Annotated in this window: 17 protein-coding genes; all 17 read right to left on the bottom strand. The window is 43.8% G+C overall.

The genetic code is table 11. From position 1 onward, the window contains the following. Positions 1-94: 94 nt before the first annotated feature. The 17 genes from MY9_RS08435 to rsmH all read right to left on the bottom strand — a co-directional run bounded on the left by MY9_RS08435 (position 95) and on the right by rsmH (position 23,052). Entirely contained in the window at positions 95-4,396 is a 4,302-nt protein-coding gene (locus MY9_RS08435; RefSeq protein ID WP_014663894.1) for a bacillopeptidase F, read from the bottom strand. A 300-nt stretch (positions 4,397-4,696) separates the two neighbouring features. Beyond that, positions 4,697-5,845: a cell division protein FtsZ gene (gene ftsZ / locus MY9_RS08430; protein ID WP_014663893.1), complete on the bottom strand. Its 1,149-nt coding sequence runs from the start codon at positions 5,843-5,845 to the stop codon at positions 4,697-4,699. Positions 5,846-5,880: 35 nt separating this feature from the next. Then, positions 5,881-7,203, bottom strand: a complete 1,323-nt coding sequence (gene ftsA / locus MY9_RS08425; RefSeq protein ID WP_003238682.1) for a cell division protein FtsA — start codon at positions 7,201-7,203, stop codon at positions 5,881-5,883. Positions 7,204-7,376: 173 nt separating this feature from the next. Then, positions 7,377-7,742 (bottom strand): small basic family protein, encoded by a 366-nt coding sequence (locus MY9_RS08420; RefSeq protein ID WP_003238683.1) that lies wholly within the window; start codon positions 7,740-7,742, stop codon positions 7,377-7,379. Between the two features lie 17 nt (positions 7,743-7,759). Continuing rightward, positions 7,760-8,467, bottom strand: coding sequence for a DUF881 domain-containing protein (locus MY9_RS08415; protein WP_041521328.1), 708 nt, complete (start codon positions 8,465-8,467; stop codon positions 7,760-7,762). Between the two features lie 22 nt (positions 8,468-8,489). After that, positions 8,490-9,185 (bottom strand): DUF881 domain-containing protein, encoded by a 696-nt coding sequence (locus MY9_RS08410; protein WP_014663891.1) that lies wholly within the window; start codon positions 9,183-9,185, stop codon positions 8,490-8,492. Then, positions 9,182-9,973, bottom strand: a complete 792-nt coding sequence (divIB, locus tag MY9_RS08405; RefSeq protein WP_014663890.1) for a cell division protein DivIB — start codon at positions 9,971-9,973, stop codon at positions 9,182-9,184. Before divIB ends, MY9_RS08410 begins: the two co-directional genes overlap by 4 nt. 129 nt (positions 9,974-10,102) lie before the next feature. Continuing rightward, positions 10,103-11,014, bottom strand: a complete 912-nt coding sequence (gene murB, locus MY9_RS08400) for a UDP-N-acetylmuramate dehydrogenase (protein WP_014663889.1) — start codon at positions 11,012-11,014, stop codon at positions 10,103-10,105. Between the two features lie 31 nt (positions 11,015-11,045). Next, the gene (gene murG / locus MY9_RS08395) at positions 11,046-12,137 is read right to left on the bottom strand and encodes an undecaprenyldiphospho-muramoylpentapeptide beta-N-acetylglucosaminyltransferase (RefSeq protein WP_014663888.1); all 1,092 of its coding nucleotides are present in this window, start codon (positions 12,135-12,137) and stop codon (positions 11,046-11,048) included. A 120-nt stretch (positions 12,138-12,257) separates the two neighbouring features. After that, positions 12,258-13,358 carry a stage V sporulation protein E gene (spoVE, locus tag MY9_RS08390; protein ID WP_014663887.1) on the bottom strand — a complete coding sequence of 367 codons (1,101 nt, stop codon included), beginning with the start codon at positions 13,356-13,358 and terminating at the stop codon, positions 12,258-12,260. A gap of 59 nt (positions 13,359-13,417) precedes the next feature. Next, positions 13,418-14,773: a UDP-N-acetylmuramoyl-L-alanine--D-glutamate ligase gene (gene murD / locus MY9_RS08385; RefSeq protein WP_014663886.1), complete on the bottom strand. Its 1,356-nt coding sequence runs from the start codon at positions 14,771-14,773 to the stop codon at positions 13,418-13,420. Next, entirely contained in the window at positions 14,774-15,748 is a 975-nt protein-coding gene (mraY, locus tag MY9_RS08380; protein WP_003238695.1) for a phospho-N-acetylmuramoyl-pentapeptide-transferase, read from the bottom strand. It lies immediately after the preceding gene. A 111-nt stretch (positions 15,749-15,859) separates the two neighbouring features. Further along, positions 15,860-17,344 (bottom strand): UDP-N-acetylmuramoyl-L-alanyl-D-glutamate--2,6-diaminopimelate ligase, encoded by a 1,485-nt coding sequence (locus tag MY9_RS08370; protein ID WP_014663884.1) that lies wholly within the window; start codon positions 17,342-17,344, stop codon positions 15,860-15,862. Between the two features lie 175 nt (positions 17,345-17,519). Next, a complete protein-coding gene (locus MY9_RS08360; protein ID WP_014663883.1) occupies positions 17,520-19,460 on the bottom strand; it encodes a stage V sporulation protein D in 1,941 nt (646 codons plus the stop codon). 116 nt (positions 19,461-19,576) lie between these two features. After that, entirely contained in the window at positions 19,577-21,718 is a 2,142-nt protein-coding gene (gene pbpB / locus MY9_RS08350; protein ID WP_041521326.1) for a penicillin-binding protein 2B, read from the bottom strand. A gap of 5 nt (positions 21,719-21,723) precedes the next feature. Further along, on the bottom strand, positions 21,724-22,077 hold the full coding sequence (gene ftsL, locus MY9_RS08345) for a cell division protein FtsL (RefSeq protein WP_014663881.1): 354 nt from the start codon (positions 22,075-22,077) through the stop codon (positions 21,724-21,726). Between the two features lie 39 nt (positions 22,078-22,116). Beyond that, complete coding sequence (rsmH, locus tag MY9_RS08340) at positions 22,117-23,052, bottom strand: 16S rRNA (cytosine(1402)-N(4))-methyltransferase RsmH (RefSeq protein ID WP_014663880.1); 936 nt, start codon at positions 23,050-23,052, stop codon at positions 22,117-22,119. Between the last annotated feature and the right edge of the window lie 25 nt (positions 23,053-23,077).

The following is a 23,077-nucleotide window of genomic DNA, read 5'->3' as shown; positions in this document are numbered from 1 at the left end:
AAATACAATTTTTCAGGGAAATCTGCTTAATTTGTCGAGGAAGTGTAATGAGAGGATATAAAAAAAGCTGCCAGTGACGGCAGCTTTTTTCTACTTAATTTTCTGTGTTGATATTAAGTTTTCCATTCGCAGTTTTTCTCGTTTCATTTCCATAATCATCTCGTACGATCACTTCTACTTTTGCTCCGGTTGCTTTAATAGAAGAAGTGGCTGTCCAATAGCCTTCATATCTCCCCGGAGAAATTTCTCTTAACGGGAGCTCGGTGGCGTTTTGCACACTCGCTCTTGCATTTGTCAGCGGCATACGAATGATAAACGTTGCATCCAAATCCTCAGCGCTTGAGAAAGCGATTTTCACAGATTCACCGGCTTTTAAGTTTTTATCCTCTCCCGGAATCAAGCCAGAAATGACAGGCTTGTCAAAGTTGACATCAATGACTGTCTTTTTCGTCGTTTTGTTGCCTGCAAGGTCTGTAGCAATCACCTTGATTTCATTTCTTCCATTATCCAAAAGAATACGGGCTGAGTATGAACCATCAGCTACTGTTGCTTTTTTGCCATTCACCTTGACGTCTTTCAGATTGTCATCGGATACAGCCCCTTTGACAGTCAGCGTTTCTTTATTTGTTTTCTCGCCATCCTTTGGATTGTCCAGTGTTAATTCAGGCTTTTCTTGATCAAGCGTGACCGTGATTGGGCTGGAGGCATCCGTTGCTCCGTTATCTGTTGATGCAGTTGCTGTCAGCTTATTTTCGCCCTTGCTGAGTGTGATGCCTGTCTGGAACGTGCCGTCCGCAGCAGTTTTTGTTTCTCCTGCTTCTTTCTCTTCATTATAAATGTGTACCGTTGTACCAGGTGAAGCTTTTCCTTTTACAGTGACGTTCTCCTTATTTGTGTATGACTTGTCTGTCGGTGAAGTAATCTCAGGCACAGCAGCTTCGTAATCAACTAATGCGCGAATCATATAGTTGCCGTCTGCTTCGTCACCCGGCTCCCATTTTCCACCTATATACTGCCAGTTGCGGCCGGAATTCTTGCCGGTTTCATCCATTGCCAGTCCAGGTGAATACGGGTCAGGTTTCGACTGGATATATACGAGATAAAAGTCTTTATCGACCATAATCCCTTTTGAACTGAGATCTACCTTAGTCCACTCGCCATTGCGAAGAGCTTCAGCGTTAAATGGCCCGGCAATTTTCTTGCCCGGTGCTCCGTCTTTTCCTGTAGCATCGTATACCTCAACCTTAAACTCTGTACCGCCTGGATCTGGGAACTCTGTATCCCAAAATCTAAACAGCCCTCCTGTAAGCATGCCTTTGTCCTTGCCGTCAGCCAGCGTCATTTTTACCGCCCATCCGTTCCCGGCAGCAAAATAAGAATTGGCATTCTCGGCTGTCCCGTCATCATATGCAATTTCACCTGGATAACCAACGAAAGGCTTCAATGCAGTTTCTTTTGTAACATTACCTTTTAACTCAACGGAAAATTCATCGCTGTAATAACCCGGTGCAGCGACTTTAATCGTATAAGCGCCTTCATAGGCCTCGAGCGTATATTCACCTTTGTCGTTCGTCGTAGCCGGTTCAACCGCAGCATCCTCTACAACATAAATGGAAGCGCCTTTTACCGGCTCTTTTGTCGTTTTATTGATAACCGTACCTTTTAATGTGCCCTTCTTCATTTCTTCTAACGTAAAATTAGCTTGTGTCGTCTGGTCCGCCTGCAAAGACACTTTTTGTGTTTTCGATTGATAACCGTATGCTTCTGCGATAAGCGTATAGTCTCCCGCTTTGTGCGTCAGCGTGTACCGCCCTGTGGATTGATCGGAATATGTTGATTTTCCTGTTTCTGCTACACTGACTTGTGCCCTGAGCGGCAAAACTTGAGGCTGTATAGCTTTACTCTCGGTTTTTAAAGCTGTATTTTGAGATGGCTTTGCTTTTTTCGGATTTACTACCTTTTTCTTTTGTTTTCCAGACGGCTTTTCGACGCCCAGCTTATTCTTTTTGGCTGTTTTTCCGGCTGATTTGTCAGAAAGCGCTACATCATCAATGTACCAGCCCTCTTTGTTAATACTTTCATCTGATTGTAGGTTAAACATCACTTGAATGTTTTGGCCTTTATAAGCCGATAAATCAATTTCTTCATCCGTCCAGCTTGATGTCTTTCCATTATAAACACCGGCCTGCTCCCAATTCTTTTCTCCCTCAGGCAGAACAAAAACGTAGCCGTAATCAAAGTCATCCTCTAAATTGTGCCAGCTTTTAAATTGAAGAAACAGATTTCCTGAATCAGGCACTTTAACAGGAGGCATAACAAGGTTCATGTTTGCCGAGTTGGCATAATTCCCCGCCAGATTTGTTCCATATACTTTTTCTCCGGATGCTGCTGTATTTGGGCCAGTTGACGGAACGCCCCATTCCCAGTTATTATTTGTTCCGCTTGCAAGCCAGCCGCCGGCTGCAGTTTCAAAATCCTGCTTATATCCCACCGTAATACTTGGTTTCACTGTTATATCATATATATCAGACGAAACCATATGTCCGCCAAAATCCTGAATGATCCACTTATAGCTTAGCTTAGTTCCTTTGATGTCTGGAATCTCTGCCTGATACGTTCCTTTTAGATGATCACCACTGATTCGTTTAGCCGTTACTTCTGTCCATTCACCTTGATCAAGCTTGTAGGACAGTTTTACAGATGTCACACTCACATTGTCTTCAGCTGTTATAGTCAGCGGCAGGCTGCCACCTTCATACGCTTCTGTCACTTTCTCATGCTGGAAGACAGGAGGCTCTTGATCATCCCCCTCTACAGAGACTTGGCCTTCTGCTTTGCCTAACCCATCTGTGACAGCGGATACAGCATCAAAAGCGTTCACCAAACCATGGCCATATCCGTTATTCGGAGAATCAGGGAATGTTGAATCTGTCAGCGGTTCAGCCGTGCTGGTTAATATATCCTCCATCTCATCGACAGAAAGTGAGGCATCCGCCTGTTTCAACAGTGCAGCAACAGCCGATACATGCGGCCCTGCCATTGATGTGCCGTCCCATCCGTCCTCATATGTCTGACCGGGAACGGATGAACGAATATTTACGCCCGGTGCAGATATTTCCGGCTTTATTTCATCATATGGAGATGGCCCTTGAAGAGAAAAGTCAGCGAGCTTTTTATTGATATCAGTCGCTCCAGTTGCAAACGATTCCGGATAGTTTGCAGGGTTTGCGATAGATCCAGGCCCGCCAGGAATAAAGAGGTCTGTATTCCCCGCAGAAAACTCAGGGAAAATATCGGCCGCACGCCAGGCATTGACCATGTCTCTATACCATTCATCAAGTCCTGAGCCTCCGCCCCATGAGTTATTGACAACATCAGGAGCCATTTCCGGGTGAGGGTTGCCCTCTGCGTCCTTTGGTGCTAAAACCCATTCACCAGCATCCAAAATGTCAGCATCAGTGCCGCCATCTTCCGAGAACGCTTTAACAGCGATCCATTTTGCGCCAGGCGCTACACCAATTTGATTTGTTCCATCAGGTTCAGATCCCACCATCGTACCTGTCACATGGGTTCCGTGAGCCAAATCATCATAAGGGCTTGCCCCGCCTCCTACAGCATCATACCAGTTCATTTCATTTTCAGGCTCATCGGGATTTTCAGGGTTATATCCGCGATATTTCTCTTTTAATGCCGGATGGTTCCATTCCACACCGGTATCAATAGAGGCAACAACTGTACCAGTTCCATCGTATCCAAGCGCCCATGCTTTTGGAGCATCGATTTGGTCGACATTCCATTCCACACCGTCAGTTGCTTTAACTGCTTTTTGCGCTTTTTTCATATTAAATGGGGAGGATGACTTAAAAAGCTGCCGTTTCTCATTAGGAAGCACTTTTTCCACTTCAGGAAACTGCGCCACTTTTTCCATAACCTCTTTTGAGGCATGAACAGCAATCCCATTCACCACATAATAAGAATGAATCTGGTCTGCATTTCCTTTATCTTTCTGGGTGTTCAAGTATGTTAGGACGTCTTGCTGGGATTCATCGGCTGTGACTTTTAAAGATGACACAACGGCAGAACGCTTTTGATATTCCGTTTTAGCGGCAGACAGCTTCTTCGATTTCGCTTTTTTAACAGCCGCTTTTGCCGCTTTTTCTGTGTCGGCCTGATCTTTAAATTTAATCAGAAAGGTCGTTTTGTCTTTCTTTTTAAAGCTTTTCTTTAATGAACTCGAGATCTTGTTTTGAATGGATTCCGCAGATTGAAGCTCCTTTTTAACAGAAGCTGAGGTGACTTTGCTGCTTGCCCCGGCTGCTCCCGGAAACAGCAGTGAACTAATGACAACCGTACTTAAAACAGAGCTGATGAGTCTGTTTTTCGTTTTTTTCCTCATTTTCATCCCCCTTTTTCAACATGCTTTGTAAAAAATATGTCGTCCCTCCTTTTAAAAATGAATGGTTTGTCAGAACATCGCTGTATGTTAACTGTAGACAATCTAAATTACAGATATTGTCGTTTCATGTCAGTTAATTTCCATATATATGAAAACGATAAAATTGTCACGAAAATAAATGGGTCTATTCATCTATTTCATTACTAAACGAAGGAGGTAATAGGGAAAAAGGCTATATAAGAAGAAAGTTTGATGAGAAAAACAAAAAGGACAAAATCGAAAACGATTTTGTCCTTTACATTAGCCGCGTTTATTACGGTTTCTTAAGAATGTCGGGATGTCAAGCGTATCATCAGCCGGCTGTGAAGTATGACGGCTTACTGTGTTCTGCTGCTGAGGCTCCTCACGTTTTGGCTCACGCTTTGGAACACTTTGATTGTGTGTTTTAATGCTTTGATTTAAGCCTGGGCGCTGAGGCTTCGTCACGTCCTTTTCTTGTTCAATAAAGCCCGTTGCAATCACTGTCACCACAATCTCATCTTTTAGATTTTCATTAATAACAGAACCGAAAATCATGTTTACGTCTTGATCAGACGCCGAAGCGACAATGTCTGCTGCTTCCTGAACTTCATATAGGCTGAGGTTTGTTCCCCCAGTGATGTTCATGAGAACGCCTTGCGCACCGTCAATGGCCGCTTCAAGAAGCGGGCTGGAAATGGCTTTTTTCGCTGCCTCTGCCGCACGGTTTTCCCCGGTAGCAATACCGATACCCATCAAAGCAGATCCTTTGTTTGACATGATCGTTTTCACATCAGCAAAGTCAAGGTTGATAAGACCAGGTGTAGCAATCAAGTCAGAAATACCTTGGACCCCTTGGCGGAGTACGTTATCCGCTTCACGGAATGCTTCAAGCATCGGTGTGTTCTTATCAACAATTTCAAGGATACGGTCGTTCGGGATCACAATCAGTGTATCCACCGCTTCTTTCATTGCCGAGATTCCGCCTGCAGCCTGAAGCTGTCTTTTGCGTCCTTCGAAGGTAAACGGTCTTGTTACAACTCCGACTGTTAATGCGCCTAAGTCTTTCGCGATTTGTGCGATAACCGGTGCGGCACCTGTTCCTGTTCCGCCGCCCATACCAGCTGTCACGAATACCATGTCAGCTCCTTTTAACGCTTCTTCAATCTGCTCTTTGCTTTCTTCAGCGGCTTTTTTTCCGACTTCCGGATTCGCACCTGCTCCCAATCCTCTAGTCAGCTTTGCGCCGATTTGCATTTTCACTTCTGCTTTTGACAGGTTAAGAGCTTGAGCGTCCGTATTTACCGCGATGTACTCTACTCCTTGCACTTCATTTTCAATCATTCGGTTAACGGCGTTGTTACCGCCGCCTCCTACTCCGATTACTTTAATTGATGCTAAGCCGTCTATGTTTGTTTCGAACTCCAACATGCTAAATCCTCCTAATCTGCCGAATGACTATCTATCTATTCCCAAAACATGCTTAATAGTTTTTTCATTTTGCTCTGTTTATTATGTTCGGCTTGTGTTTTTTGTTTTCCTTTTGGCCGCTGCTGCACCTCATTTTGATGATGATGCTGCTCTTGTTCCTCAGATGATGAGACTGCGATTTCCTGTATCGCTTCTTCAGGCATCTTAAAGCCTATTTTTCTGCCTTGGATTCTTGCATTCCGGCAGGCGAATTGGATCAGGCCCACTCCCGTCATGTATTGAGGATCTCTTACACCGATATAATTCGGGCTTGCCACCCTGACGTTATTTTGCAGCACATCCTGTGCCAAAGACATGACACCCGGCATTGCCGCTTGTCCTCCTGTCAGCACGAAGCCTCCCGGCAGATCGGTAATTCCCATACTGCGAAGCTCTTCTGAAACAATTTCAAGAATTTCTTCTACTCTCGCTTCAATGATATTCGCTGCTTCTTGCTGTGTAAATGTTTGTTTTTGATTGGTGCCTATAACGGTTACCTCAAATACTTCATCCTCCGAGGCTTCGTCATAGTAGGCATGTCCAAATTGTTTTTTCACGCGTTCTGCTTCTTCTGTTGACGTTCTCAATCCGATGGAGATATCTTTGGTGATATTTTCGCCTCCGAGAGGAATGACACGGGTAGAAGTGAGATGTCCGTTCTGGAATACGGCAATGGTTGTTGACCCTCCCCCTATATCAATGAGAGCCACACCAAGGTTTTTCTCGTCCTTTGATAATGCAGCAGAACCGGCTGCCAGCGGCTGAAGACAAATATCAGTTATTTCAATACCAGCTCTTTCAACACAGCGGAGTAAATTATGTAAGATTGTTTTTGAACCGGTGATCAAGGTGCCCTCTACTTCTAAACGCACACCCAACATTTTTTTCGGGTCGGTGATTTCATCTCTTCCATCTACGATAAACTGTTTAGGAATGACGTCGACAATCAGCTGTTCGTGCGGTACTGAAACAACCTGTGCCGCCTCCATGACACGGCGTACATCTTCAACCTGAATTTCTTTATTTTCACTGGAAACTGCTACAACGCCGTTTGTATCTTGAATATTGATATAATTTCCATTAACGCCGACAATAGCTTTTCTAAGCGGAAAACCTACCATTCTTTCAGCTTGGTCAAACGCTTTTCTTATAGAATGAACGGTCTCATCTATATCAACGATTGAGCCTTTTTTCAACCCTTCAGACGGTACATTTCCCACACCGATAATATTAAGGGAATCATCTGTCATTTCTCCGACGATCACTTTTGTATTGGACGTACCGATGTCAAGACTGACGTAAAGTTCATTGTTGTTCATTCTATGGCACCTCCTCACATTTCGATCATTTCTATTCTATTATTTGCGGAACAACAATACAATGAATGTGGCTTTACAAGTGTGTAACAAAAAATAACAACAGAATATTTTTATGTGCTATTCACATTTTATGTTTATTGAAAATATTCGTTATATCCTATGTATATCCTCTTTTATATCACATTTTTTTTATTTTTTTTAGAAAGAGTCCACTTTGTTAGTAGATTTCTTCTGATAACGGCTATATTCTGAAATAATCTGACTCCAAAAGCGAATATACCTGCTAAATACAAGTCTACACCAAGATGGACTCCCAGAAAAGCTAAACTTATTGCCAATATAATATTAAAAAAGAAACCGGAAACAAATACCATTTCATCATATGTACCTTGTAAATGCGCCCTGATTCCGCCGATTAATGTATCAAGTGCGGCAAGCACCGCAAGCGATAAATAGTTTGAGTATTCACTCGGTATCGTTAAGTTTGTCATCAGTCCAATCGCTATTCCGAGCACCAGTCCCAACACGGGCAGCCACATGACAATTCTCCTCCTTTTCAGTCTTTAAGCAGTTTCAGCTGTTGTACGTCCAATGGTCTGTCATATGCTTTTAATGTTAGTTTGCTTTCAGATTTACCGGCTTTTAATGCTAAATTTTCAGATGCAAAAAGATCCTCAAGGCCTGACCCCTTCACTCTGCTGTACAACATGTCCGGATCTTTGGCAAGCACTTTTACTGTTAAAGGATAATCGTCAAGAGCGTACCCGTCTATTTTTGTTGTGCCGTTGATATCTCTGATGACTGTATGATTCACAACTCTTCGCTCGTTAATTGAGATATGCTCTGCACCGAAGAAGTTGAGTTCATTCATCAGCTTTTTCAGCAAATCCGGAGGCGGATTTTCGATCGCCTCTCCTGTTAAGCTTTCAGAAAAAAGCGGGGAAATAGTGATGACAATTCCGCTACCTGTTATATCGGTCATGCCGGCTGTTTTTTTTAAGGTTTGCAAGGTATTATTGAGCGCGGTTTCTTTTGTCATTTCTTTCGTTTGCGAATAGCTATTCAGCAGTTTATCATATTTGTTTATTTCAGCCAGCAGCTTTTCCTGCTTCTTCTGCTCTGATGTCAGCTCTTCCCTAATGTCCCACATATCTCTTGTATCCCGGACTTGAGGGTGTTTTAATGAATTAAACTGAACAGAAATCATCAGGCCGAAGATGACCATAAGCACACTGATGCTTATGAAGGAACGCTTTATTTTCAATCTGTTTCACCCGCTTTTTCAGTCATTCCTTCGTTTTCAGAATCGGTTTCATTTGTACGTTTTTCTCTTTTTCTGCCGAAACAGAAATATGATCCAGTGACAGCTGATCGATCAGGCCTCCTGCGATATTTAACGAAGGCAGCAGGACATCCGGATCTCCAATAGCAGATATCGTAAACGGAGCGGGATGCTGCACCCCGTCTACCGTTACAACAGGACCATTGCACTTGATATAAGAATCATGCGTCAACCGCTGTCCATTTACGGCGACGGCAGCTGCTCCCGAGATATACAGTTCGTTTACCACTTGGAAGATATGGCTTTCGTGAACGATATAACTGTTCACATTCTCCCCTTCCGGTATGTATGACGCATCTTCCAATGTCACCTCAACGCCCTCTCCCTGCACACCGACTTCCCCAATATACATCCTGTATTTTTCTGTATCTTCGAGGACGTTATAGTATTCCGTCTTCTCTTTCTTCAGCTTATTTTCCGCCTGGCGGACTTTGTTTTGCTTTTGATATAATTCTTTTTCAAGCTTCCTATTTTCTTTCTCTTGTTTCAGAAGTTCATCTCTCAGTGCATATTCTTTTTTCCACTCTTCCGTCTCAGCCGCGCTTTTGTTGTTTTCTTTTGTCATTTGAAAAGAAAATGAAATCAAAAAGCCTGCAATAAGCATAATCAAGGAAAGAAGGACTGCTGATTTGCCCCTCAATTTTCATCTTCCTTTTTGGCAGCTTTATCGTTTTTTCCGAACTCTTCAAAATAGGTGGCAACTTCTAAATGAATAATTCCTTTTTTATTGCTGCTAAGCTGTGAAATGATAGAAGGATACGTCTTCATTCGGTCTGCAAAGGTTTTAATAGACGCGGTGACAACATAACCGTCGTTCATGTACAACTTAATACGGTTTTCATCCATTTTTACAGGCGTATAATAAATTTCTGAAATCGACTGTTTTAGCGAATTTGACAGCTCATCAAGCTGCTTGGCCATTTGAGAGCGTTTCTTCGCGTTTGTCCAATTCACCAAAATCGGCCCGGCATCATCCGGTGTTACTTCATTTGGCAGAACTGAGCCGTTTTCAAGCACTTCATAGTACACATCGTCTTTTTCTAAATAAGCAATGGCTTTATATTCTTCGATTGCAATGTTGATTTTATTAGGAAGCGATTTGCTGATCTCCGCTTTTTTCACTAATTTATTTTGCTGAATCTTCTTTTCTGTTTTTTGCTTGTCCAAACTCCAGAACTCAGTATCTCCGCTGTTAATATCGGAAAGGTCGATAATTTCCTTTTTAGATACATTTTCATTCCCAGTAACAGAGATTGTTGATACTTTACTGATTGGCGTTTGCAGGTACACAATGACCAGCACCATAATAAAAAAGAGCATAATAAATGAAATGAGACGGCGGTTTGCCTTCTGTTTCCTCTGCTCTTTAATTTTAGGGATACGCTCTTCAATGTTAACGATTTTTTCTCGGTCTTGACCCGGGTTCATTGCCTGTTCACCTCATTCAAATGAAACAGCTGTTAAAAGTCTGTCTATTCCAAAACAAACGGCATACTATGATGCCGTTTGTCGTTTGCTTACAGTATATCATATGAACAGCTTCAGTCAGAACTTGAATCAGCGATTTCCGCCGATGATTTCAACCTCTGTGTGCATATCAATCTCGTATTTTTCACGGATTGTCTTTTTCACATGGTCAATAAGATCAAGTACATCTTTTGCTGATGCTCCCCCCGCATTGACGATAAAGTTTCCGTGCATCTCCGATATCTTTGCACCGCCGATTTGATATCCTTTCAAGCCTGCTTTTTCAACAAGGTTCCCGGCATGATTCGGAAGCGGATTTCTAAAGATGCTTCCCGCACATGGGCTTGAATACGGCTGTGTATTTTTTCTATAGTCTTTATTGCTTTGCATTTGCTGAACGATTGATTCCTTATCTTTCTGCTCCAGCTTCAAAACAGCTTCAAGGCAAACGCCCGGGCGTTTCTTTTGCAATACAGATGTCCTGTAGCTGAAATCCATCTGTTCATTTGTCAGCCACTCAATCGTACCGTCTTCAAATAATATGTGCGCTTTGACGAGGATCTCGCTCATATCAGAACCGTGAGCGCCGGCATTCATATAAACCGCGCCGCCGACTGATCCTGGAATACCGGCAGCAAATTCCAAACCGGACAGGCCTTTTTTGCTCAATGATGTAGCAAGGCGGACCACTGAATAACCGCCTCCGACGGTTACTTGTTCCCCTTCAAGCTCCAAGTGATCAAGACCCGCACCCAGCTTAATCACTACGCCTCTTATTCCTTCGTCTAAAACAAGAAGATTTGATCCGCGTCCGATGACTGTCCACTTCACATCATATTTTTTAATCACGTCCATGATGTCTTTAACAGCATCTACACTGCTTGGAATGACCAATACATCCGCAGGTCCGCCGATTTTCATTGTTGTATGATTCGCGAGCGGTTCATTTGCAAGAACCTTGCCGACTTCGCGTTCTTTTAATTCCTGTATCACTTTCTCCATCGTAAACCTCCGCATTCCATTTGCTTTTCTATTATTTTTTCAATTCCTCGAGTACGCTGTATAGACGGGCAGCCGCGTCAGGAACACCGAGTGACTTTGTTCGTTCGCTCATTTCCTTTAACGTTTGCTCATTCAGTACAATCCGGTCTAGCGCTTCAATCAGCTTCTCCCCGCTGAGCTCTGTTTCTTTCAGTACAATCGCCGCATCATGCTGGCCGAGAGATCTCGCATTGACCTCCTGGTGGTTCGCTGTCACGTATGGACTCGGGATCAGAACACTTGGAATTCCAAGAGCAGTAATTTCGGCAATCGTAGTCGCACCGGCTCTGGCCACAATGACATCAATGGCCTTTAAATACTCCGGCATTTGATGAAGAAACGGCTTTGTGACCATATTATCAGCTGCACCCTTGCTTTTCAGCTCATTCATTACTTTTTCATAGTGAACTTCACCGGTGATATACAGCACTTGGTAGTCTCTTGTTTTCAACTCATCCTGCATCTCAATGACAGCGCGGTTAATCGGTGCTGCGCCCCTGCTTCCGCCAAAGATTAAAACGGTTTTTTTCTCTTCAGAAAGCCCAAATTCAGCCATTGATCGGCCCGTCTTTATTGAGACGACTTCAGAAGCTCTCGGGTTTCCCGTAAATACAACTTTCTCGTTAGGAAAATGTGATTTTGCTTCTTCAAAACAAATCGCTACCTTATTAACATATTTTGAAAGAAACTTATTTGTGATGCCCGGCAGGCTGTTTTGCTCATGGACAATAGTCGGAATTCCCATTTTCGCAGCGGCATAGACCACCGGCCCGCATACATAACCGCCCGTTCCAATCACAGCATCGGGCTTAAATTCCGCTAAATACGATTTGCTCTTTTTGACGCCCTTTAGAAAACGCATCACAGTCTTGACGTTTTCAAATGACAGCTTTCTTTTAAATCCTGTAATTTCAATTGATCGAAACGGTATATTCTCCCGCTCAACAATTTTTTTCTCCAGCCCGTTTTCTGTTCCGATATATAAAAATTCTACATTAGGATGACGTCTTTGCACTTCTTTAATAAAAGCAAGCGCGGGATAAATATGTCCCCCTGTACCGCCTCCGCTTATTGCAATTCGCATATCTATTCCCCCTGTCTAAGTTTCTCTATAACATAACGATAACCCTGTTTTGTTGGACAGGGTTATCGCATCAATTGTTTCCTAGCTTCCTGTTAGACAGGGCGCTAGGCAAAACATTCGTTAATACCTCGAGTAGCGGCTTACATTCAGCAGCACCCCGACTGCCATCAGCATCAGAGTCAATGAAGAGCCTCCGTAGCTCAGAAACGGGAGCGTGATGCCTGTTACCGGAATCAGGCCTGTGACTACGCCGATATTGATCATGACTTGAATGGCAATCATTGAAATAATACCGACTGCGACAAAGCTTCCGTACAGATCAGGCGCACCAAGCGCAATTCTGATTCCTCTCCAAAGCAGCACGCTGAAGAGGAGCAAAATAAGTGTTCCCCCGATAAAGCCCAGCTCCTCTGACAAGATGGCGAAAATAAAGTCTGTTTGCGGCTCAGGCAGATAAAAGAACTTCTGTCTGCTTTGTCCGAGCCCCATTCCGAACAATCCGCCCGGCCCCACTGCATAAAGCGATTGAATGATCTGAAATCCGCTTCCGAGCGGATCTTCCCATGGATTTAAGTATGAGGTAATCCGCTTAATCCGATATGGAGCCGACAGGACGAGCCCGACAAATCCGCTGAGGCCGATCAGCCCGAGAAAAACGAAATGGGCGATCCGCGCGCCGGCTACAAAAATCATGACAATACAAGTTCCGACCATTACTGTCCCCGTTCCGAGGTCAGGCTGGCACATAATAATCAAAAATGCTGAAAACACGATGCCAAGTGCAGGAATGAACCCCCGTCTGAACGATGTGATGTTTTTTTGTTTTTCAGAGAGAAATTTAGCAAGGAATGCAATCATCGCAAGCTTCATAAACTCTGAAGGCTGTATGCTGAATGCTCCGACTCCGATCCAGCTTCTTGAACCGTTCCGCACCATTCCGACGCCCGGTATCAAAACAAGCACCAGAAGGAAAAAGCAGATAACCATCAGCAATTTGGACCATGTCCTCCAAGTCCAATAATCGACATTCATGATAAAAAACATAGCTATGACGCCGATTCCCGCAAACAAAAGCTGCCGTTTCGCGAAAAAGAATGAGTCATCAAATTTATAATCCGCCCATACCGCACTCGCACTGTACACCATAATTAATCCGATTGTTAATAATAATAACGTAATGATGACCAATAACAAATCAGGCGATGTTTTTTTAGTAGTCAAAGCAATCGACACCCCAAGCTTAAAGTCATTAGGGCTGCCGATTACTTCAAGACAAGCCCTTACTTAAGCATATGCACGGCATCTATAAACATGTCACCGCGTTCTTCAAATGTTTTGAATTGATCCCAGCTCGCACACGCGGGTGACAGCAGGATGACATCTCCTTCATTTGAGATCGCAAACGCCGCAGATACTGCTTGTTCAACATTATCGACACGTTTGACATGTTGTATTCCCAGCTCATTGCCGAGTTTCTCAAGTTTTGGCGCCGTCTGGCCAAATGTAAGCACGGCTTTGACATGCTTCATATAAGGTTTCAAGTCATCAAAACCATTTCCGCGATCCAGTCCGCCCGCAAGCAGAATGACCGGCTTATCGAAAGCTGATAGCGCCTTGCTTGTCGCCAAAATGTTTGTTGCTTTACTGTCGTTATAAAATTTGCGGCCATTCACTGTCGTCACATATTGGAGGCGGTGCTTCACGCCAGTAAAGCTTGTCAGCACTTTTTTAACCGCCTCATTGGACGCACCTGCCGTTTTCACAACTGCAATCGCTGCTAAAATGTTCTCCAGGTTATGAGCTCCGGGCAGGACAACCTCTTCCAGAGGAAGAATGGCTTCGCCGTTAAACATAATCATACTGTCTTTTACATAAGCGCCCTGTTCAAGCGTTTTGCTGACTGAAAATGGGATCATTTCAGCTTTTCCAGCTTCAGCAAGACGCACAACCGTGTCATCATCTTGGTTGATAATGGCTTTATCTGAGGCAGTCTGATGAAGATACACTTTCTGTTTCGCTTTTTCATAGTTTTCCCGTGTATGGTGATAATCCAAATGGGCGTCAAATACATTTAAAATCAGGCTGATTTCCGGTCTGAAAGCGTGTGTTCCCATCAGCTGGAACGAAGACAGTTCAGTAACGATCCATTCGTCCCCATCAGCATGATAGGCAACCTCACTTGCGACTGTGCCGATGTTTCCGGCAATCAGTGCTTTTTGCGAGTCAGCTTTGAGCATTTCGTAAATCAGCGTTGTCGTGGTTGTTTTACCGTTCGATCCGGTAATTCCGATAAACTTGGCGTTTGTCAGGTAGTAAGCGAGCTCAATTTCCGTCCAGACCGGAATGCCTCTTTTCTCCGCTTCCTGAACCATAATGTTTTCATAAGGAATTCCCGGGTTTTTGATCAGAATTGTGATTTGATGCTGATCGAACAGAGAAACTGGATGCTCTCCGCAAACCACTTCGATTCCTTTTTCAGAGAGCTTTTGTGCCGGTTCGTTTTCTTCAAAAGGCTTTTGGTCATTGACTGCAACATAACTGCCTTTTTCATGAAGAATGGAGGCCGCCGCATACCCGCTTTTCGCAAGCCCAAGGATTAAAAAATGCTGATTCTGTAAAAATTGATCATTTTCCACTTATAACCACACCTCGATGTAAATTCCTAAAACGGCAAGCAACAGTCCCGCAGCCCAAAACGTCACGACTACTCTCCATTCAGACCAGCCGACAAGCTCGTAATGGTGATGAAGCGGACTCATTTTGAAAATTCGTTTACCTGTCGTTTTAAAGCTGATGACCTGCAGAATAACAGATAATGTCTCAATAACGAATACACCGCCAATGATAACCAGCAGGATCTCTAATTTCGTTAAAATGGCAATGGTAACGATGGCTCCTCCCAATGCAAGCGATCCCGTATCTCCCATAAACACTTTGGCCGGATGAGCATTAAATACAAGGAAGCCCAGAACTGCGCCGACAACGGCCACTGAGAAAATCGCTACGTCATATTGAGACTGATTCCATGCCAGAATGGCAAAGGCGCCAAAGGCAATCGCCGCAGTACCGGATAATAAGCCGTCAAGGCCGTCAGTCAGGTTAACTGCATTTGATCCGCCGACAAGCATAAAGAGCACCAGAATAAAGTAAGCCCAGCCTAGATCAAATGATAAGTCAGTTCCAGGAACGCGAATATCTGTCGCAAAATTGTAGTAATGGTACACCGCATAAAATACAACTGCAATAATAATTTGGCCGATCAGCTTTTGCTTTGATGTCAATCCAAGGTTGCGCTTCATGACAACCTTGATGTAATCATCTAAAAAGCCAAGCAATCCATAGCCGAGCGTAACAAACAGAAGCAGCACCATTTCGGGGCTTATTTCTGAAAACTTCTGTGTCATCACAATAGTTGTCACTATGATAGAAAGTATAATCATGACCCCGCCCATTGTCGGTGTCCCTGATTTTTTCTGATGTGATTTCGGTCCTTCTTCTCTAATACTCTGGCCGAATTTTAATCTTCTTAAAAACGGAATAAGAATCGGAGAGAGCAGAACACTAATTAAAAAACCCATTAAAATTGTAAACAGAATGACTTGCTCAAGCATTGTCCTTTTCTCCTCCTGTTTCTTTCAAACGACATACGTAGTTATCATATTCATGATTTTTTTCCATATGAAAAATCTTTTCAAGCTCCATTATTCAATAACATCTCTTTCCTATGAATTCGTCTTATTCTTATTGAGTTCAACAATGGCTCTCGCCGCTACTTCAGCATCATCAAAATCGAAGGTTTCATTTCCGATCTGCTGATAGGTTTCATGTCCTTTTCCTGCAATGAGGACAACGTCGCCTTTTTTGGCATTGGCAATCGCGAAAAAGATCGCCTGTTCGCGGTTTGCAATACTGTGATAGTATGCGTTCTCTACTCCGGCTTCCATATCTCTTAAAATCGCGCGAGGGTCTTCGCTTCTCGGGTTATCTGAAGTAAAAATTGGCTCGTCAGCCAGCTCCACAGCAATTTTAGCCATTTTCGGGCGTTTCGTCTTATCTCTGTCTCCTCCGCAGCCGACAACGACAAATAGCTTTCCTTCCGTCATGTCTCTGCATGTCTCCAGCACATTTTCAAGGCTGTCAGGTGTGTGCGCGTAATCTACAATGACAGGAAACTCCTGCTGCTGATTGACCAATTCAAAACGTCCTCTTACACCACGCAATTCTTCAACAGCCTCAGTGATGATTTCAAATGGTATGCCTGCTGCAATACATGTCGCAACAGCGGCCAGCACGTTATACACATTAAATTGTCCGACGAGAGACATCGTGATGTGCTTCGTGCCTTTGTTTGTCACGAGATCAAAGCTTGTGCCCTGTGCAGTGATATTGATGTTCTTCGCCATCACGTCAGCATTGTTTTTAATTCCGTATGTAGAGATATGCGCTGCTGTTACCTTTTCAAAATAAGCGCTCGCCTCATCGTCAGCATTCAGTACGGCACGCTTTGGATGTTCATGGTTGAAAGCCCCGCCAAGTTGGGAAAAGAGCAGGCTTTTTGCATGCCGGTACTCATCCATCGTTTTATGATAGTCCAGATGGTCCTGTGTTAAATTCGTAAACACGGCAATATCATAATCACAGCCATGGACGCGTCCTAAAGACAAGGCGTGGGAAGAAACCTCCATGATAGCAGTGTCGACGTGCTTGTCATTCATTTTCTTAAACGTTTTCTGCAGCGTGACGCTTTCCGGAGTCGTGTTTTTCACTGGAAGTGTTTCGTCTCCGATTTTCATGTACATTGTACCGATCAAGCCTGTGCGTTTTCCCGCTTTTTTTAAGATCTCATCGACCATATGGGTCGTTGATGTTTTGCCGTTTGTCCCCGTTATCCCAATCAGCTGAAGCTTCTTCGTCGGCTGTCCGTAAAACGCATCAGACAAAACGCTGAGCGCGCGAAGTGACTGCCGGACAATAATAACAGGAACATCCACATCGACCTCTCGTTCTGCCACAATAGCCGCTGCGCCGTTTTCTACTGCTTTTTGCGCAAAATCGTGGCCATCCACCGTATACCCTTTTACACATACAAAAAGACTCCCTTTCTTTACTTCTCTGGAGTCCATCTCAATTGAAGTTATTTCAGGGTCTTGTGAGTCGTTTACAGAAGGTTCGGTTGTTAAGTATGTAAGCAGCTTTGTAAGTTTCATCGTATCAAACCTCTCAACATTCTAATTCGTTCTTTTTATCATTGAAGTCACATCAAAGGATGTGGTAATGATTTTAAGCATACAGTTCATATTTTAGCGTAAATAAAAGGATACATCCAGCTAATCTTGAAAGATATCAGCATTTTTTCTGCAATAAAAGAATAGGCAGCCCGAATCAATCGGCTGCCTCCTTTTCATCTTCTTCAGTCAAATACACGCGTATCTTCGAACCCTCTTTTACTTTCGTTCCGGCAGCTGGCGATTGTTTAACGATTTTGCTTCCTTTCCCGGAAGCATCTACATTGAGATTCACCAATAGTGACTCAAGATCTGAGACAGACATCCCTACAACATTCGGAACCTCTATTGTTTTTGTGTCGTTCCATTGGTATTTTTTCTCGATTTGATTTTTCCGGGGCTTCACACCAAGCTCCGGCAGGCTGTCTCTCATAATATTCCCGACAATAGGCGCTGCAACCGTTCCGCCAAACTGAATCGTGCCTTTCGGGTTATCCACCGCAACGTAGACAACCAGACTCGGATCATCGGCGGGCGCGAAACCGATAAATGATACAATATGGTTGTTTTCGAGGTATTTTCCATCTTTAACCTTTTGTGCCGTTCCCGTTTTTCCTCCGACACGATATCCTTCCACAAATGCATTGCGGCCGGTGCCTTCTGCGACAACGCTTTCTAGAGCATAGCGGATTTGTTTGGATGTTTCTTCAGAAATGACTTGTTTCTTTGCGATTGGTGATTGTTTTTTGACCGTTTTCTTCGTAACAGGATCGATCCATTCCTTTGCAATATAAGGTGTGTAGAGCGTCCCTCCGTTTACAGCGGCAGATACGGCTGCAACCTGCTGAATCGGCGTGACGGATACTCCCTGTCCGAAAGCCGTTGTTGCTTGCTCCACCGGACCCACTCTGTCAAGCGGGAACAAGATGCCTGTTCCCTCGCCTTGAAGATCAATCCCCGTTTTTTGTCCAAAACCAAAGTCTTTGATATATTTGAAAAGCTTTTCTTTTCCTAAGCGCTCGCCCAATTCAACAAACCCCGGGTTGCAGGAGTTCTGTACAACTTCTAAATACGTCTGCAGCCCGTGCCCGCCTCTTTTCCAGCACCGCAGTCTCGCTCCGTCCACTTCCGCATGCCCCTTATCATAAAATTGATCCCGTTTTAAATTAACTTTTTGCTCTTCAAGGGCTGCTGCAAGCGTAATGATTTTAAAGGTAGATCCCGGTTCATACGTGCTCCATACTGGCAGATTTCGATTGTAGACGGACGGATCGACTGATTGGTAATCAGCAGGGTCAAAGTCAGGCCTGCTAGACATCCCCAAGATTTCTCCGTTTTTCGGATTCATGGCTACGGCAATCATGCCGTCCGGATGATATTTGGCCTCAGCGTTATCAAGCTCTCTTTCCAGTATCGTCTGAACCTTTGAATCAACTGTCAGCTTCATATCAAGCCCATCCTTAGGCGGCGTATAGTCGTCCGCTTCATCAGGCATCTTCTTTCCCTTGGCATCTGTATAAAACTTCACAGAACCTTTTTCCCCTTTTAGATCATCGTCGTAATAGGCTTCCAGTCCAAGGAGCCCTTGGTTGTCAATTCCTGCAAATCCAAGCACATGTGATAAAAAGCTGCCGAACGGGTAATGACGGATACTGTCCTCCGCAACATACACACCTTTTAAATCAAGCGCTTTGATTTCCTTCGCCTTCTCATTTGAGATTTTTCTCCCCTCAGGAGTGATCTTTTCGATTGACGCTTTTTTTGTCACATGTTTATATACTTTTTCTTCTGACATGTTGAGCACCGCCGCAAGCTGCTTGCTCGTTTTCATCGGATTCTGTACTTGGCGCGGCACGACGAATACGGTCGGCGCACTTTTGTTTGTTGCGAGTTTCACGCCGTTCCGGTCCAGAATCTCGCCTCTCTCCGGCTCAAACGGCAAGTTACGGCTCCAGGAATCTTTCGCCAGCGAAGTCAGTTTTTCGCCCATCACAAACTGAACATACCCCAGCCTTGTATCAATGATCAGAAACACGATCACGCCAAAAAGCAAAACAAATAATAAACGTTTTCTAACCGTTACATTCGAGACGCGCAAGAGACCGTTCACTCCTTATTTAGGCTTGTTTCATTTTATGCCTGAAATTGGACAGGTAGAACGAGGCTCCTCTGAAGGCATAAAAAAAGAAAGCCTGCATAACGCAAGCTTTCTTTTTAATCAGGATTTTTAAACTGAACCTTGATTACGGTTTTATCTTTTATTTCTTTGTCTTTCTTAACGCTTTGGCTGACAGCGTAGCCTTGGCCGTTTACTTCAATATGAATTCCCGCGAGCTCGCCGTACTGAAGAACCTCTCTTCTAGACCACCCTGTCATATCAGGCATTTTGATTTTGCCGCCCGTTTTCAGGAAAACCTTCTGATTGGTGAGAACTTCCTCATCCGCTTTCGGATACTGTTCTTTTACAGCGACATCACTGCCGATGACAATCGGTGTGAGATTCTCTTCTTTTGCTTTCTTTTGAGCAGCAGTAACCGTTTGATCTGTTAAATCAGGCATTGTCTGCGCTTTTGTTTCTTCCTTATCTGAGTCAGATTTTTCAGTTGGCTCTATGTTTAGGTAATGCAGGCTGTTTTTCATTGTTGGGTTGAAGATTTCTGATACTGGATCTGAACTGCTTTGTCCTGCTTTTAACTGCGGCTGCTGTACAGCAACATAAATTAAAAGCTCAGGATCATCTTTAGGCGCCATACCCATAAACGAAAAGATATAGTTATCTGTGCCGTCTAAATATCCGCCTTTACCGGCTATTTGCGCAGTACCTGTTTTCCCGGCAACATCAAAACCTTCGATTTTATAGGCTTGCCCTGTTCCGATTTTCGATGTAACGACTTCTCCCAATATATCCCGCACCTTTTTCGCAGTGCTTGCAGAAATCGGAGTTCCGGCTGATTCCGGCTTATTTTGATAAATAGTTTTATCTTTATCGGGATCAACGATATGGTCAATCACATAAGGCTTCATCATTTTACCGTCATTCGCAATTGCCGTTGCGGCCTGAATCTGCTGAATTGGTGTGACCGCAGACGCTTGGCCATATGCAGTTGACGCCTTATCAAATTCATATTTAAAGTTAATTTTGCTGGAGACTTCTCCTGGCAAATCAATACCTGTTTTCTGGTAAAAATTGAACTTGTGCAAATATTGATTGAGGCGGTCATATCCCAGCTTTTCTTTCGCCAGTTTCGCAAAAGCGACATTCGACGACCTTAGAACGCCGTCATGATAGGTTGTCGGACCCCAGCCTACACCGTTATTGTGATCCCTAACAGGTGCTCCGCCAACTTCAAATGTCCCTGACTTATATTGTTCGTTCGCATTAAACACGTTTTCCTGCATCGCAGCAGCAAGTGTAAATATCTTCATCGTTGATCCGGGTTCATACGCATATGAAATCAAATCATTATAGTAGTTTGTCACATCGCGCTTGTTCGGATCAAAGCTTGGCCGCTGTCCCATGGCAAGGACTTTGCCTGTTTTCGGATCGACGACTGCGGCCATAATTTTTTTCGGATTATACTTTTGCGCCACTTTTGTCATGCTGTCTTCCAAAAAGGTTTGAATTTTCTGGTCAATGGTTAAATATACATTGTCACCATTTTTTGGTGCGGTAATTTTGTTTTTGCTGTTTGGGAGCTCCCAGCCGGATTTGTCGCTTTCATATGTCACATATCCGTCCCGCTCCTTCAAATACTTATCCAGCACCTTCTCTAATCCCATCGCGCCGGAAATTTCATTTGTGTCCTGATCAACCTCGGCATAGCCGATTAGATTAGATGCAAATATACCGTTTGGATAGTACCGTTTTGTATCCCGTAAAAATGAAATGCCCGGGAGTTTCATTTTTTCGATTTTTTGCTTTTGTGAATACGTAATATCCCGGCCCGCTGAGCCAAACTCGACTTGTTTTGCATCTTTATTTAAGATATCAAGGATGTCGGCCTTGTCCAAGTTTATCACTTTAGACAATGCTTCCGCCGTTTTTTCTTTGTCTACGACATGCTGAGGATGCTTGACATCAGTGGTCATTTTTTTATCGAGAATCGCAATCAGCTTATACGTCGCCGTGTCCTCAGCAATCACTTTTCCGTTCCTGTCTAAAATCGAGCCGCGGCTTGCCTCGATGGTCCGTTTCTTTTCATGCTGCTCTGTCGCTTTTGTCGCAAGCACTTCGCCGTCGGCTTTTCCGGTTATTTGAATATATGCCATTCTCCCTAGGATGACAAAGAAAAAGAGAGCGAAACAAATACTCAGAATCGCTGCTCCTCTATTCATAAATTTATTCTTTTTTGGCATTTGAATCATTCCTGTATGTTTTTCACTTTTTTATCTTTTAAATTCAAGCCGTTCTTTTTCGCAATGTCCATAATACGCTGCGGTTTGCTTAAATCAGCAACGCTTTTTTCGAGGTCACCAATTTGCTTATTTTCGGATGAAATTTGCTCCTCAAGCTTTTGCACCTCAATATTGGTTTGATATGCCGCATATGCCTTCGATACGATCAAAAGCGATATGCTGAGCACCGCCGCAGCAAAGAGGACAAGAAGCACTTTTTCTCCGAGAGTAATGGAAGCCCTTTTTTTGACAATCACTTTTTTCTCAGGATTGATCGCATGCCGCTGCTGTTTCTCTGGTTGGTAAGCTAAATTGCTCATAGGCTGATGACCTCCTTTTAATTTTGCATTCGCGTTTCGTTATTTTCTTTTTTCAGCAATCCGAAGCTTGGCAGAACGGGCCCTGTTGTTCTCTTCAAGCTCTTCTTGTGATGCCGTAATCGGTTTTCGTGTGATGAGCTTCAGCTCCGGCTCAAACTCTTCAGGTATAACAGGAAGACCCGGAGGAAGTTCCGGAAGCGACGACTTTTCTTTAAAAGTGGTTTTGCAAATTCTGTCTTCTAGCGAGTGGAAGGTAATGACTGATACCCTGCCCCCTGGCTTCAGAACCTCAATTGCCTGCTCCAAAGCTTCTTCAAACACCCTAAGTTCATCGTTTACGGCAATTCTGATTGCCTGAAACACGCGTTTAGCGGGATGTCCCCCGCTCCTTCTCGCTGGAGCGGGAATCGCGTCTTTTATTAGATCGACCAGTTGGCCCGTAGTTTGAATAGGAGACTTCATTCTTGCCTCCTCAATTTTTCTGGCGATCTGTTTACTGAACTTCTCTTCTCCGTATTTAAAGAAAATACGGACGAGATCCTCATAGCGCCACTCATTAACGACTTCTTTCGCCGTAAGCGTAGCCGACTGGTCCATCCTCATGTCCAACGGTGCGTCATGATGGTAACTGAATCCGCGCTCCGGTGTATCCAGCTGCGGAGAGGACACCCCTAAATCAAATAAAATACCGTCTACTTCTGTAATACCTTGTTCATTCAAACATTCTTTTAAATACCTGAAATTGCTTTTAATCAGAATAAGCTGCCCTTTATAATCGGACAACGCTTCTTTCGCATGCTGTAATGCCATATCATCTTGGTCAAAAGCGATTAAACGCCCCTTCTCGGATAACTGCTGCAATAAGTATGTACTGTGCCCAGCTCCGCCGAGTGTGCAGTCTACATATGTACCGTCCGGTTTAATATTGAGTCCGTCTACGGTTTCACGAAGAAGTACTGTCTTGTGTTGAAACATTTTGTGTTGGTCCCACCTTTTATCA

This window comes from Bacillus sp. JS (genome assembly GCF_000259365.1).
In the GTDB taxonomy this organism is placed as follows: Bacteria; Bacillota; Bacilli; order Bacillales; family Bacillaceae; genus Bacillus; species Bacillus stercoris.
The sequence above is the reverse complement of the archived record's forward strand: the minus strand, read 5'-3'. Positions and strand labels throughout refer to the sequence as shown.